The organism is Hydrogenophaga sp. L99 (assembly GCF_058731905.1).
In genome coordinates this window covers 2,783,342-2,797,592 of record NZ_CM178972.1, presented here as the reverse complement: position 1 = coordinate 2,797,592, position 14,251 = coordinate 2,783,342, and the positions used below count along the sequence as shown (strand labels likewise).

Here is a 14,251-nt window from a genome sequence, read left to right as displayed (position 1 = left end):
CCCCGCCTCCGGCGGCAAAGACCGCGCATGCCGGGGGCTGATGTTGCTTAAGTCGTGTGGTTTTTGGGTTGGCGCAGCCACACCACCACCAGCGTCACAACGGTCAGTGGAATTACAAAACCGATCATCGTGGCAGAGAAGGCGGGCAGGGCAGCGTGCTGCTGAGCGGCCAGAAGCAGATAGGCTACGTAAGCCACGTAGTAGCCCAGAAACACGGCGCCTTCCCAGCGCGCAATTTCACGCCCGGTGACGAAAATGGGCAAGCAGGCCAGCGCAACGGCCAGCATGACCCAGATGTCAAAGTTGAGCATCGACGGTGCAATCGCCAAGCCGTCGCTGCCGGCCACCAGTCCGCTCAGGCCTACACAGCCAAGAATGTTGAACGTGTTGCTGCCAACGACGTTGCCCACAGCAATGTCGCGCTCACCCTTGATGGCTGCAGTCAACGAGGTGGCCACCTCCGGCATGGAGGTGCCTGCTGCCACGATGGTGAGGCCGATAACCACATCACTCACCCCAAAGGACTTCGCAAAAACCACGGATGAGCTCACCAGCCAGTCGGACCCGACGACCAGCAGCGCGAGCCCAACAACGATCAAGCCGAGTTGGCCGGCCCAGTGCGCATCCCACGCGCCCTGCTGGGCAGGACGCACTTCGGCATCGAATTCGGTCGCCTGTTGTGCGCTTTCTTTTCTCGACTGAATGACCAGAAACGCCGTGTAGGACACCATCAAGACCAGCAAGAGCAGGCCCTCCCAGACCTGAATATTGCCGTCAAGCGCCATCACGAGCAGCAGCAGGGAAGCCCCCAACATGATGGGAATTTCTTGCCGAATCAGCTGTACGTGGACCACCAGCGGCACGATCAGCGCGCTGATGCCGAGAATGAACAGCACGTTGAAGATGTTGCTGCCGACGACGTTGCCAATGGCGATATCGCCTTTACCCTCAAGCACAGCACCGGTCGACACAGCCATTTCTGGGGCGCTGGTGCCAAATGCCACGATGGTCAGCCCGACCACCAGTGGCGAGAGTCCAAACGAAAGCGCCAGCTTCGACGCTCCGCGAACGAGCGAGTTGGCACCGGCGACCAAGGCCACCAAGCCTGCTGCAAACCACAACGACTGTATCCAGAGCATATTGACCCACTTTTAGGCGGCCGAGGGGCCGCAGGTGAAACGTCGAGGAACCGCAAACAAAAAGAGCTAAACCCGTAATCATATGAGAAAAAATTTGTGGGTTAGAGGGAGTTAATTCAGCTTTTGGCTGATACTTCTTCCGGTGAAAGTGCGGGGTTTGAGATGAGGCATAGTTGACATGATTGCTGGCCAAACCGCGGTCCTGCCCGGCAAAAACGCACACATGGGCTGCGTCTTCATATGCCCGAGTCGGCGATTCGACCTGTGCTTTGGTGGTTCAGGGTCAAGCAAAAAACAACATGAAATCTTTGGATAGCCGTCCGGGTGGTCAGATGCGCGGGAAATCTTTGTCGCAGGTTCTGGCGGATCTGGCCCATCAGGGCAAGAGCGAGCGAATCTGCATCAAAGACCTGTTGGATGCCCTCGGGGATCGAGCCATCGGTGCGCTGATGTTTGTCTTTGCGGTCCCTGGCATCCTGCCAGTTCCACCCGGTGTGTCCACCATCCTGGGCACGCCGCTGATTTTTCTGTCGGTCCAGTTGATGCTAGATTTGCGCCCCTGGCTGCCGGCCATCATCAGCCAGCGCTCGCTGCTTCGTAGCGACTTCCAGGCGCTGATCCGCCGAATTCTTCCGTGGTTGGTCAGGGCGGAGCGCCTGTTGCGCCCTCGTTACGCGGTGCTTTCGACGCCGCCCATAGAGAACGTGATTGGGCTGCTGTGTCTGTTGTTGTCGGTCACGCTGGCGCTGCCCATTCCGCTGGGAAACACATTGCCTGCCTTGGCCATCGGTATTTTGGCTCTCGGTGTGCTGGAAAAAGACGGTCTCTGGGTTCTGGCTGGCTTCGTGGCTGCAGCGCTTGCCGCCACGGTGGTGTCTGGCGTGGTGTTCGCCATGCTCCAGGCGGCTGTCTTCCTTGTTGGTCAGTTGTTTCATTGATGCGCCCGGTTGTGTTCCATTTTTTTCGTGAGCGGTGGCGAGGCAAGACGCCGTTGCCGCGTTTGTTCTGGATCGACTTGCTCGCGACAGCGACCGTGTTGAACTTGCTCTTTGGATTTGTCTCACTGCTGATGCTGGCAAAACGGGTGGACTGGGCATGGGTGTTTGCTGTGCATGCGTTGGTCATCCCTTACAACGCGTTTTTGGTGGTGTCGATATGGCGCCATGCGAAAACACCACCTTGGATGAGGGCTGCATCCGCTGTCTGGTTGCTGGTGGCTTTTGCTATCTGAGTCCCGTCTCAGGGCTGTACCTGCGAGTGTTCAGGTGCTTTGTGGGTGGACATTGCGCTGGCCCAAAAAACATGTACGTCAAGGGTGGAAAATGAGCCGATATGTCTATTTCAACGTTTGACTCGACGTTCGAGCGGTTGGCGCTGTTGATCCCAGGTCATTGGGACAAGGTCATCGTCTCGGTGATCCTCATCGGCCTCGCGCTGCTTTTTTCTCAAATTTGGGCCCGGTATCTGGCCCGCGGGCAGATTTCTGCGCAGAAACGCAGGCTGCACCTGGTGTGGGCGCGCAACATTATTTGGTTCGCTGCCTTGCTCGCGATCATTTCGCTGTGGGCTTCCACGATCGCGGGTTTTGCGCTTTCGCTGGCCGCCGTGGCGGGTGCGCTGTTGATTGTGAGCAAAGAGTTGGTGATGTGCGTGCACGGCTACCTCTATGTCACCTTGGTTCAGCCGTTCAAGGTGGGTGATGTCATCGAATTTGGCGCCCTCAAGGGCCGGGTGATCGACATCGACATGTTCGCCACCACGCTGACCGAATTTGACGCGGCCGGCCAGGTGATCGGGAACGTGGCCGAGTTTCCCAACGGCTTGCTGCTCACCACGCCGCTCAGGAACATGTCGCCAACGGGCGCTTTCTCCCTGCATCACGTCCGGATCCCCGTTCCCGAGGCGTTCGTCCACGATCTTGACCGGATTGAAGCCGCGTCCATGGCCGCAGCCGAGCGCGTCACCAGCCCATGGCGCGACGAGGCCATTGCCCATTTCAGAAAGGTGTCTGAAGAGCAGTTCATTCATTTCCCCTCAGGCAAGAACAAGGTGTCCTGGGATTTTTCTGATCCGGAACACCTGGTCCTGGTGGTGAGGGTGGCCTGCCCGAGCGATGAACGCTCCGCTGTGGAGCAGGCCGTTTTCCGCGAAACATGGAAAGCGCTGGTGTCACCACCTTCGTCCCCCAGCGCCGATTGACGGGCCTCTCCCGCGATGAACAGCCCGGCCTGGCTCCTGACCAGGGCTTTGACCGCCGCACCCTGAGCGTTTATGGACGGAGCACTGGCCCTGCCCGCTGCCACTCAGATCGTCAGTTCAGCCAAGGCCGAGCGTGGAAAGTCGAGCTCGGGTTCGAGGCCTTCAAAGGGCAGGGTGAAATAGAAAGTGCAGCCTAGGCCGGGCGCGCTTTCGGCCCAGATGCGGCCGGCGTGGCGTTCGATGATGCGCTGCGACAGCGCCAGCCCGGTGCCGGTGCCTTCAAAGTCCATGGAATGGTGCTGGCGCTGGAACATGACGAACAGGTTGTGTGCCTTTTCCAGGTCAAAGCCCACGCCGTTGTCGTGCACATAGAAAGTGCGGCCGCCCACGGGGTTGACCTTCCAGCCCACTTCGATGCGCGCTTTTTCGCGTGGGCGCGTGTACTTCACCGAGTTGTTCAGCAGGTTGCTCCAGGCTTGCGCCAGCAACATGGCGTCGCCGCGCACGATCGGCAGGTCTTCCTCGATCACCCATTCGATGTTGCGATCCGGGTTTTCCTGGCGCAGGTGGGCAATCACGCCTTCGAGCAGGGGCGCCAAGGGCACCGGTTGCGACTCGATGGCGACTCGGCCCAGGCGCGCGTATTCCAGCAAACCTTCAATCATGTGGCTCATGCGCTTGCTGGCCTTGGCTGTCGAGTTCAGGTACTGCGTCACGAGTTTGTCGCTGGACTCACCCAGCTGCTCTTGCAGCAAGCTCACGAAACTGGCGATGTGGCGCAGCGGCGCGCGCAGGTCGTGCGAGACCATGTGCGAGAACACGTCCAGGTCTTTGTTGGCGGCGACCAGCTGCTGTGTGCGCTCGGCCACGCGTTTTTCCAGCTCGCGGTTGAGGTCGTTCATCACGTCCTCCAGGCTCTTGGCGGCGGTCATGTCGCGGGTGATGCTGGACAGGCCTTGCAGCTCGCCCGTTTCGTTGCGCAAGGCCGTCAACACCGTGTGGGCCCAGAAGCGCGAGCCATCGTCGCGCTGGCGCCAGCCGCGGGTTTCCCATTGGCCGTGGGCTTTGGCCAGGCGCAACACCTGGTCGGGGTCCACTTCATCTTCGCCGGCGTTGTCGGTGGACAGCAGGGTCTGGTACGAATGACCGATCATTTGCGAGCGGCGGTGTCCGTGCAGGCGCTGTGCGCTTTCGGTCCAGTCGGTGATCAGGCCTTCTTCGTCAATGAAATAAATGCAGTAGTCCTGGATGGCGTCCACCATCAGGCGGTAGCGCTGTTCGCTCTGGAACAGCTCGGCACTGCGCTCGCGCACACGCTCTTCCAGGTCGCGGTTGGCGTCGAGCACAAACTCTTCCGTGCGGCGGCGCTCGCTGATGTCATGCAACTCAATGAAGATGCCTTCCACCACGCCCTGCTGAAAGTCCGGGATGTAGTGAATTTCGTAGTAGTTGCGGGTGCCATCGTTCGCCACGCGCTCGGCTTCAAACGTTTCCACCTGCCCGCTCAGTGCCGCCGCCACGCGCGGCAAAATTTCCGGCAACAGGTCGGGGCGCACCACCTGGCTCAGGTGCGAACCCACCATGTCGCTGGACAGCTTGCCGTAGCGCGAGGCGTGGGCGGAGTTGGCAAAGCGGCAGATCAGGTCTTTGTCGTAGTAAGCCAATCGCGCAGGAATGCGGTCGGTGATGGTTTGCAGGAAACCTTCATGGGCTACCACGCGTTGCTCGGCCGCTTTGCGCTCGTTGATGTCCACCAGCGTCGTGTTGCTGTGCAAGAAGTTGCCTTCGGCATCGCGCACCGCGGTGGAAGAAAACAGCGCGTGGAAGCGGCTGCCGTCTTTGCGGCGCACCTCAATCTCCATGGCCTCGGTGCGGCCACTTTGCAGCAAAATTTCCAGACGGTCTTGCATCACCGGGCGCCAAGACGGGTCGATGAGGTCAAAAATGTCGAGTTGGCCAAGCGCCTCCTCGCGGCTGTAGCCCAGCCAGTCCAGCAAGGTCTGGTTGAGCTTCACGAACCGGTGGTTGGCGTCCAGCGACAGGTAGCCGCAAGGGGCGTGCTCGTAGAGCGAATGCGCTTGCTCGAGCGCTTGCTGGAGGTCCCGGGTCCGTACGGTAACCAGGCGCTCCAGATCGGGATGCGCGTCGCCGGTCTGTTCCGGTTGGAAAGAGGTGTCCATGTTTCAAGGCTCCAGATCGTTGCAGTGCACAGCGGTAAATGTCCGTACAAGGCTTATCGGAAGTCTTTGGCAAAAATTCAGGGTTGTTACCCTTTGGCCCGCTCAAACCTGCGGGGCGCACAACAAAAAAACCCCTGCGCGAAAGCGAGGGGCTTTTTGTTGAGTGGACACTCACTTTCGGGCATCGCACCATTTTTCCGCAGCGTCTGTCCGGGTTGGCTGCGCTGCGCAACCCGCACGCCGAGCGTGCCGGTTGTCTCGGCCAGCCGCCTTACAGGCCGGCCGCGGCGCGCAAGACTGCGGCTTTGTCGGTGCGTTCCCAGGTGAACTCGGGCTCTTCGCGGCCGAAGTGTCCATAGGCTGCGGTCTTTTGGTAGATCGGGCGCAGCAGGTCCAGCATCTGGATGATGCCTTTGGGCCGCAGGTCAAAGTGCTCGTTCACCAGGGCTGCAATTTGCTCGTCCGGGATCACGCCGGTTCCCTCGGTGTACACCGTCACGTTCATGGGTTTGGCCACGCCAATGGCGTACGCCACCTGGATCTGGCACTGCTTGGCCAGGCCGGCGGCCACGATGTTTTTGGCCACGTAGCGGGCGGCGTAAGCGGCGGAGCGGTCCACCTTGGAGGGGTCTTTGCCGCTGAAAGCGCCGCCGCCGTGCGGGCAGGCGCCACCGTAGGTGTCCACGATGATCTTGCGGCCGGTCAGGCCACAGTCGCCCTGCGGGCCGCCGATGACGAATCGGCCGGTCGGGTTGATGAGGTAGCGGGTGTTTTGCAGCCACTCTTTGGGCAGCACCGGCTTGATGATTTCTTCAATGATGGCCTCGATGAAGCTGTCTTTCATCTTCGTCGGGGTCTCCGACTGGTCGGGGCTGTGCTGGGTGGACAGCACCACGGTGTCGATGCTGTGGGGCTTGCCGTCTACATAGCGCATGGTCACCTGGCTCTTGGCGTCGGGCCGCAAGAAAGGCAGGCGGCCGTCTTTGCGCAACTGCGCCTGGCGCTCCACCAGGCGGTGGGCGTAGTAAATGGGCGCGGGCATCAGTTCGGGCGTTTCGTCGCAGGCGTAGCCAAACATCAGGCCCTGGTCGCCCGCGCCAATGTTCAGGTGGTCGTCCGAGGCGTGGTCCACGCCCTGGGCGATGTCGTTGCTTTGCTTGTCGTAAGCCACCAGCACCGCACAGCCTTTGTAGTCAATGCCGTACTCGGTGTTGTCGTAACCAATGCGCTTGATGGTGTCGCGCGCCACCTGGATGTAGTCGACGTGGGCGTTGGTGGTGATTTCACCAGCGAGCACCACCAGGCCGGTGTTGGTCAGCGTTTCGGCGGCCACACGGCTGCGGGGGTCTTGCGCAAAGATCGCGTCAAGGATCGCGTCAGAGATCTGGTCAGCCACCTTGTCGGGGTGGCCTTCAGAGACGGATTCGGAAGTGAAGAGAAAATCGTTCGCCATATAAACTCCAAAGTTGGTGGATCGGCGTTGCCGGTCTGTCAGAGTTCGGCGAACGCTTTAGCGGAATTTATGAATCGCCCCGCAATTAGTTCAGTAACTCGGCGATGGGGGGCATTTTAGATCAAGCTTCTGCCGCAGTCTTCCTGGTTACGCCAATGCCTCGCACCTGTGGGGCCATGTTTTGTTTGTACTGTGGACGCCTTCATTCGTTTGATTTTTGTGTTTTTGAGCAAGCTGCCGCTGCCGCTGTTGCACGCCGGGGGCTGGCTGCTGGGCTGGTTGAGCTTTCTGTTCTCAGGGCGCTACCGCCGCCGTTTGCTGGACAACGTTCGCCAGGGCGGCTTCTCGATGGGCGTGGCCCTGGCTTCTGTGGGCGAGTCCGGCAAGATGGTGGCCGAGCTGCCTCGCTTGTGGCTGGGCCGCCCGGTGCGCGTGGGCTGGGAGGGCGCTGCGCACATTGAGGCCGCGCAGGCCCATGGCGTGGGGGTGTTGTATCTCACGCCGCACCTGGGTTGCTTTGAAATCACGGCGCAGGCGCTGGCCGAGCGGTTCGGTGAACACATGCCCATCACGGTGCTGTACCGCCCGGCCCGCCAGCCTTGGCTGCGCGAGCTGGTGGCCAGCGCCCGCAACCGCCCGGGCTTGCACACCGCACCCACCACGCTGGCGGGTGTCAAGCAACTCATCAAGGCACTCAAGTCGGGGCAGGCCGTGGGGCTGCTGCCCGACCAGGTACCGCCCGAAGGGCAGGGCGTGTGGGCGCCCTTTTTCGGTCGGGACGCTTACACCATGACGCTCTCAGCCCGGCTGGTGCACAGCGCCAAGGCGCAGCCCGTGTTGATCTGGGGCGAGCGGCTGAGCTGGGGGCGCGGTTTTCTGGTGCATGTGCGCCCGTTTGACCCCACCCACACGTCGCCCATGGCCACCGACGCGACGCAGGCCGCACAGCAGATCAACCACGCCATGGAGGCCCTGGTGCGCGAATGCCCGCAGCAATACCTGTGGTCTTATGCCCGATACAAAAAACCCGCGGGTGCCGACAGCGCCGTACCGGCCACCGGTAGCTGACTGTGCGCCGCAAGCAACCCCCTATGCCGACTTCTTCCCATTCGCCAGCCAACCCACAACCCCGCGTGAGCTGGCTCAACCGCCTGGGCCTTGGCTTCATGCGCTTGCTGGCGCGCCTGCCTTTGCCCTGGATTCGCGCGCTGGGCTGGCTGGCTGGCCAGCTGTTGCATGGTGTGGCGGGGCGCCGCCGCCGCATTGCGCGCACCAACTGGGCGCTGTGTTTTCCGCAAGACAGTGAAGCCCAGCGCAACCGTGCGGTGCGCCAACATTTCGTTTACTTTGTGCAGGCCTGGCTCGACCGCAGCTGGCTTTGGGAGGCCAGCGAAGCCACCGTGCGGGCGCGGCTGCGCTTGGTTGGTGCCACCGATGAGTTGGAAGGGAATGCCCCCACCGTCATCTTTGCGCCGCACTTTGTGGGACTGGACGCCGGTGGCACGGCGCTCGCACTTTTTGCGCCCAGGGCGTTTATCAGCGTGTATGCCGAACAAGCCAACGAAGCGGTTGACGGCTGGATTCGAGCGGGCCGGTTGCGCTACGGCGCTGTGAAACTGGTCAGCAAGCACCAGGGTCTGCGCCCGGTGGTGCAGGCGGTGCGGGCGTCCGAGGTGCTCTACCTGTTGCCCGACATGGACATGGGGCCTGCGGAGTCGGTCTTTGTGCCGTTTTTTGGTGTGCCAACCGCCACGGTGCCCACGCTGCCCCGCCTGGCGCGGCTGGGGCAGGCCAAGGTGGTACCCGTTATCAGCCGCATCACCCCGCAGGGCTATGACGTGGAGGTGCTGCCCGCCTGGCCCGACTACCCGGGGCCTGACGCGCAGGCCGACACCGCCCTCATGAACCAGCGCCTGGAGGCCATGATCCAGACCATGCCCGAGCAGTATTACTGGGTGCACAAGCGCTTCAAGACCCGCCCGCCGGGGGCGCCTTCGGTCTACAACAAGGACTGAACGGCCCGGCCGCTCAGTCGAGTGACTCGGGTTCGGGTTCCTGGTCCGGGTCCATGCTGGGTTCCACCGGTTCGCCCTTTAGTTTTTTGGCGGGTGCATGGGACCATTGCCAGAGCAGCTGAGCCACTTCGTCCAGCCCCTGTTTTTTTAGCGCTGAAAACAGCATCGCTTCACCGCCACCGCTTTGCAGCTTGGCAATCGACAAAGCCTTGGCCGCTTCGGATCGGCTGAGTTTGTCGGACTTGGTCAGCAGCACCAAAAACTTCAGGCCAGCCTGAACGCGCGGCCGGATCACGTCGAGCAAAATTTCATCCAGCTCGGTCATGCCCAGGCGCGGGTCGATCAGCAGCACCACCCCCGTGAGGTTTTCGCGGGTCATGAGGTAGTTGCCCATGACGCGCTGCCAGCGCAATTTGGCTTCACGCGGCACAGCGGCGTAGCCGTAGCCCGGCAAATCGGCCAGCACCGCGTCGTGCACGCCCTGCTTGCCCAGCGAAAACAGGTTGATGCTCTGGGTGCGCCCCGGCGTTTTGGACGCAAAAGCGAGGCGTTTTTGCTGCGTCAGCGTGTTGATGCAGGTGGACTTGCCAGCGTTGGAGCGTCCGACAAACGCAATTTCAGGCAGGTCAAGCGCTGGCAGGTGTTCCAGCTGGGGTGCCGTGGTGAGGAAGCGGGCGGTGTGCAGCCAGCCGTGGGCGATCTTGGCTTCCACTGTGGCGGGCACAGGGTTTTTTTCAGTGTTGGGTTGTTCGGCCGCGGTGGCCGGGGCGTCCTGGGACGGCGATTCGGAGGGGGGGGCTGGAGTGTGGTGTTGGGTCATTTGGGGTTTTCCCGGTGGGGCATTGTAAAATTGATAGGCTTAGAACAAAACTACCGCGAATTTCCTCAACCGAACCCGTCGCCACCGACGTCAGCCCAGACATGAAATTGCCTGTTTCACTCCTTTGCGCCGCTGCCGCCGCAGCCCTGTCGTTCAGCGCCCATGCCCAGTCGGCCAAGCCCGATCTGGTCAAAGGTGCGGCCTTGTACGGCCAGATGTGTGTGGCCTGCCACGCCGCCGACGGCAATTCGACCACGCCGATCAACCCCACCTTGGCTCAGCAGCACCCAGAGTACCTGGTCAAGCAGCTGCAGGAATTCAAGTCCGGCAAGCGCGACAACGCCATCATGAAAGGTTTTGCCGCGGCACTGTCCGATGATGACATGCGCAACATCGCCTTCTGGCTGGCAGACCAAAAAGCCAAGACGGGCTTTGCGAAAGAAAAAGACCTGGTCCGCATGGGTGAGCGCATTTACCGCGGCGGCATTGCCGACCGCCAGATCGCCGCTTGTGCAGGCTGCCACAGCCCCAACGGTGCAGGCATTCCTGCACAGTACCCCCGTTTGTCGGGTCAGCACGCCGAATACACGGCCAGTCAGCTGAACGCCTTCCGCAGCGGTGCGCGCAAAAACAACGCCCAAATGACCGGCGTTGCAGCCAAAATGAACGATCTTGAGATCAAGGCGGTATCGGACTACATCGCCGGACTGCGTTGAGCTTCGGTGCAGGTCAAGCCCCCGCAGTGGGCGGGGATATAAGCGAGCGTTAATATTTGACGTCACAATGCGAAAGAACCTCTTTTGTATTGAACCGCTGACCGAAATTCACATCACAACAGGGCGAGTTCTGGAGCAACCAGACCCGCCCTTTTTGTTGCCCTTCACCTTCAGCTTTTTTTCATGACCGTCTCCACTCAAGGCATGCAGATCAAAACCAGCTCGCGCTTGACCAGCGAGATGGTGGAGTTGCTGTCGTCCATGCGTTTCGCCATCTCGCTGCTGACGGTGATCTGCATCGCCTCGGTGATCGGCACTGTGGTCAAGCAACACGAGCCGGCCAACAACTATGTGAACCAGTTCGGGCCCTTCTGGGCCGACGTGTTTGCCAGCGCCAATCTGTTCTCGGTCTACAGCGCCTGGTGGTTTTTGCTGATTTTGGCTTTTCTGGTCTTGAGCACCAGCCTGTGCATCATCCGCAACACGCCCAAGATTTTTTCGGACTTCAAGGCCTACAAAGAAAACATCCGCGAGCAAAGCCTCAAGGCATTTCCGAGCCGGGCCGAAGCCGCTTTGGACGAAGCCCCTGAAGCCGCAGCCAACCGCATCGGTCAGTCGTTGCTGGGGGCGGGCTGGAAAGTGAAGTTGCAGTCGCGCGATACCGCCGCGGGCACGGGCTGGATGGTGGCCGCCAAAAAAGGCGTGGCCAACAAAATTGGTTATCTGGCCGCCCACAGCGCCATTGTGCTGGTGTGTATTGGTGGCCTGCTGGACGGTGACCTCATCGTTCGCACCCAAATGTGGTTCACCGACAAGACACCGTTCACGGGTGGCGGTCTGATCGCTGACGTCCCGGTTCAGCACCGGTTGTCTGCCAGCAACCCCACGTTCAGAGGCAATTTGCTGGTGACCGAGGGCACCACGGCCAGCACAGCCATCTTGGCGCAACCGACGGGCGTGATCTTGCAAGACCTGCCTTTCTCCGTTGAGCTCAAGAAATTCATCGTTGAGTATTACGACACCGGGATGCCCAAGCTCTTTGCGAGCGACATCGTGATCCACGACCACGAAACCGGCGAGAAGAAGGAGGCGCGCGTTGAGGTGAACCACCCCGCCAGCCACCGCGGCATCAACATTTACCAGTCGAGTTTTGACGACGGGGGATCCAAGGTCACCCTGCAGGCCATGCCCATCAATGGGCCTGCCAAGGCCTTTGAGGTGTCGGGCGTGATCGGCAGCACCAGCGCGCTGACCAATGGCGACGACAAGATGACGCTGGAATACACCAGCCTGCGTGTCATCAACGTGGAAAACTTTTCAGAGGTGGCGGGCGCTCCGGGCGTTGACGTGCGCAAGGTCGATTTGCGCAGTTCCATTGAGGCCCGGCTGGGTTCGGGCCACAAGACAGTGACTGAAAAAGTGTTGCGCAACGTAGGTCCGAGCATCACCTACAAGCTGCGCGACGCCGCTGGCCAGGCCATCGAATACCACAACTACATGCTGCCCATGGAGCTGGACGGTGCGCGCATGTACCTGCTGGGCATGCGTGAAGCCACCTCAGAGGCATTCCGCTACCTGCGCGTGCCGGCCGATGCGCAAGACAGCATGGACGACTTTGTGCGGCTGCGCTCAGCGCTCGCCGATCCGCAGATGCGCCAGGAGGCGGTGCGCCGTTACGCCGTTTCCGCAGTGGAAGAGGGCCGCCCCGAGCTGGCTGAAGCCCTCCAGGCGTCTGCGAGCCGTGCCATTGGACTGTTTGCCGGCGCCGAAGAGGTGGTGTTGGCACCCGCTGCTGGCGCCGAGGACCGAGGACCGGTGAAGGGTGGTTTGCAGGCCGTGTCGGCGTTTCTGGAAACCAACGTGCCCGAGCCCGAGCGCGAGCGCGCCAGCGATGTGCTGGTGCGCATCCTCAACGGCACCTTGTTTGAGCTGATGCAGATCAGCCGCGAACGCGCCGGCTTGGCACCGCTGGAGCGCAACGAAACCACCCAGCGCTTCATGACCACGTCGGTGATCAGCCTGAGCGACGCATTTTTCTACCCCGCACCCATGACATTCCAGCTCAAGGACTTCGAACATGTGCAGGCCAGCGTGTTCCAGGTGGCGCGTGCGCCGGGCCAAAACATCGTGTACCTGGGGTGTCTCTTGCTCATCCTGGGCGTTTTTGCGATGCTGTATGTGCGCGAGCGGCGGGTGTGGGTGTGGCTGTCGCCGTCTGGCGAACGCTCGTCACAAGCCCAGATGGCGCTTTCGTCTAACCGCAAGACGATGGAATCCGACCAAGAGTTTGATGTTTTGAAGAGCCAATTGCTGAAGGTGAACCCATGAACACTGCCACTGCGAATCGCACCATTGAGCTGAAGAACAACGGGTCTGGCGCCACGCCGGGTTACTTTGCCCGTCGCGACCTGTGGGACTGGCTGTTTGCCGCCGTCCTGGTTGCAGGCGCCGCCTGGGCGTTTTTGCAATACGACCATGCGATGAACGGCTATGAAAAGGCCATTCTGGTCGGTGCCGTCCCTTCCATGATCTGGCTGGGCTGGTTCTGGCGTCCGTTGCGCTTGCTGTCGGTGGTTGTGGGTGCGCTGGCGCTGCTCGCGATTTGGCTGTACCAGACCCCTGAAGGCACAGCCGACCTGGCGCGGGCCGACCAGGTCTTCATGCTCAAGTATTTCATCTCCAGCCAGTCCGCCATCCTCTGGATGAGCGTGCTGTTCTTCATGAGCACGGTTTTTTACTGGGTGGGCATGCTGACCCGGGCAGGCGATGCATTCGAGTCCCTGGGTTCGCGCATGGCCTGGGTGGCCGTGACGCTGGCGCTGGTCGGCACCATGGTGCGCTGGTATGAAAGTCATCAGATTGGCCCGGACATTGGCCACATTCCGGTGAGCAACCTCTACGAAGTGTTCGTCCTGTTTTGCTGGATGACGACTTTATTCTATCTCTATTACGAAGACCAGTACAAGACCCGTTCCATGGGTGCTTTCTCCATGTTGGTGGTCAGCGCTGCTGTGGGCTTCCTGCTTTGGTACACCTTGGTGCGTGAGGCCCATGCCATTCAGCCTTTGGTTCCAGCCCTGCAGAGCTGGTGGATGAAGGTGCATGTGCCGGCCAACTTTGTCGGCTACGGCACGTTCGCCATCGCCGCCATGTTGGCGTTTGCCTATCTCATCAAGCAGAGTGCCACCGAAACCCGCTGGTACAAGCTGGCACCCTTGTGGTTGCTGGGTATCGTGCTGTGCCTGGAACCCCTGGTGTTTCGCCAGTCGGCGCTTGAAAAGGGTGGCAGCTATTGGTTCGTTTACTTCGGTGTGTCGGCGTTGATCGTGGGCGGCATCCTGACAGCCCGCCGCCGCATTGCCGAACGCCTGCCCAGTTTTGAGGTGCTGGACGACGTGATGTACAAAGCCATCGCCGTGGGCTTTGCCTTCTTCACCATCGCCACCGTGTTGGGCGCTCTGTGGGCTGCCGAGGCTTGGGGTGGTTACTGGAGCTGGGACCCGAAAGAAACCTGGGCGCTGATCGTCTGGTTGAATTACGCGGCTTGGTTGCACATGCGGCTGATGAAGGGCCTGCGCGGCACGGTGGCCGCTTGGTGGGCGCTGGTGGGCTTGGCCATCACCACGTTCGCTTTCCTGGGTGTGAACATGTTCCTCTCGGGCCTGCACAGCTACGGCGAGCTGTGACGCCAAAGCTGGACCGCCCTTCCTGGGTAGGGTTGTCCAGCCA

Annotated in this window: 12 protein-coding genes; 8 read left to right on the top strand and 4 right to left on the bottom strand. The window is 61.1% G+C overall.

Going from position 1 to position 14,251, the window contains the following annotated elements; translation table 11 throughout:
• Positions 1 to 47: 47 nt before the first annotated feature.
• Entirely contained in the window at positions 48 to 1,100 is a 1,053-nt protein-coding gene (locus AC4QBL_RS13320; RefSeq protein ID WP_492131664.1) for a calcium/sodium antiporter, read from the bottom strand.
• Between the two features lie 338 nt (positions 1,101 to 1,438).
• On the opposite strand from AC4QBL_RS13320, the gene AC4QBL_RS13315 reads away from it, so the two are divergent.
• From AC4QBL_RS13315 to AC4QBL_RS13305, 3 genes are all read left to right on the top strand, one after another.
• The gene (locus AC4QBL_RS13315) at positions 1,439 to 2,077 is read left to right on the top strand and encodes an exopolysaccharide biosynthesis protein (RefSeq protein WP_472900254.1); all 639 of its coding nucleotides are present in this window, start codon (positions 1,439 to 1,441) and stop codon (positions 2,075 to 2,077) included.
• Complete coding sequence (locus AC4QBL_RS13310; RefSeq protein WP_492131591.1) at positions 2,077 to 2,370, top strand: hypothetical protein; 294 nt, start codon at positions 2,077 to 2,079, stop codon at positions 2,368 to 2,370. Before AC4QBL_RS13315 ends, AC4QBL_RS13310 begins: the two co-directional genes overlap by 1 nt.
• 137 nt (positions 2,371 to 2,507) lie before the next feature.
• Positions 2,508 to 3,338, top strand: a complete 831-nt coding sequence (locus AC4QBL_RS13305; protein WP_472907010.1) for a mechanosensitive ion channel family protein — start codon at positions 2,508 to 2,510, stop codon at positions 3,336 to 3,338.
• Positions 3,339 to 3,442: 104 nt separating this feature from the next.
• Here AC4QBL_RS13305 and AC4QBL_RS13300 read toward each other — a convergent pair whose 3' ends face one another.
• A complete protein-coding gene (locus tag AC4QBL_RS13300) occupies positions 3,443 to 5,518 on the bottom strand; it encodes a PAS domain-containing sensor histidine kinase (protein WP_472900256.1) in 2,076 nt (691 codons plus the stop codon).
• 271 nt (positions 5,519 to 5,789) lie between these two features.
• Positions 5,790 to 6,971, bottom strand: a complete 1,182-nt coding sequence (gene metK, locus AC4QBL_RS13295; RefSeq protein ID WP_472900257.1) for a methionine adenosyltransferase — start codon at positions 6,969 to 6,971, stop codon at positions 5,790 to 5,792.
• Between the two features lie 192 nt (positions 6,972 to 7,163).
• Here metK and AC4QBL_RS13290 point away from each other — a divergent pair, with 192 nt between their 5' ends.
• Both AC4QBL_RS13290 and AC4QBL_RS13285 read left to right on the top strand, forming a co-directional pair.
• On the top strand, positions 7,164 to 8,039 hold the full coding sequence (locus AC4QBL_RS13290; protein WP_472900258.1) for a lysophospholipid acyltransferase family protein: 876 nt from the start codon (positions 7,164 to 7,166) through the stop codon (positions 8,037 to 8,039).
• Positions 8,040 to 8,062: 23 nt separating this feature from the next.
• A complete protein-coding gene (locus AC4QBL_RS13285) occupies positions 8,063 to 8,986 on the top strand; it encodes a lysophospholipid acyltransferase family protein (protein WP_472900259.1) in 924 nt (307 codons plus the stop codon).
• A 13-nt stretch (positions 8,987 to 8,999) separates the two neighbouring features.
• Here AC4QBL_RS13285 and yihA read toward each other — a convergent pair whose 3' ends face one another.
• Positions 9,000 to 9,806, bottom strand: coding sequence for a ribosome biogenesis GTP-binding protein YihA/YsxC (gene yihA, locus AC4QBL_RS13280; RefSeq protein ID WP_472900260.1), 807 nt, complete (start codon positions 9,804 to 9,806; stop codon positions 9,000 to 9,002).
• A 101-nt stretch (positions 9,807 to 9,907) separates the two neighbouring features.
• Between yihA and AC4QBL_RS13275 the strand changes: the two genes are divergently transcribed.
• From AC4QBL_RS13275 to ccsB, 3 genes are all read left to right on the top strand, one after another.
• Positions 9,908 to 10,522 (top strand): c-type cytochrome, encoded by a 615-nt coding sequence (locus AC4QBL_RS13275; protein WP_472900261.1) that lies wholly within the window; start codon positions 9,908 to 9,910, stop codon positions 10,520 to 10,522.
• 183 nt (positions 10,523 to 10,705) lie between these two features.
• Positions 10,706 to 12,850 carry a cytochrome c biogenesis protein ResB gene (locus AC4QBL_RS13270; protein ID WP_472900262.1) on the top strand — a complete coding sequence of 715 codons (2,145 nt, stop codon included), beginning with the start codon at positions 10,706 to 10,708 and terminating at the stop codon, positions 12,848 to 12,850.
• On the top strand, positions 12,847 to 14,208 hold the full coding sequence (gene ccsB / locus AC4QBL_RS13265; protein WP_472907011.1) for a c-type cytochrome biogenesis protein CcsB: 1,362 nt from the start codon (positions 12,847 to 12,849) through the stop codon (positions 14,206 to 14,208). Before AC4QBL_RS13270 ends, ccsB begins: the two co-directional genes overlap by 4 nt.
• The last annotated feature ends 43 nt before the right edge of the window (positions 14,209 to 14,251 follow it).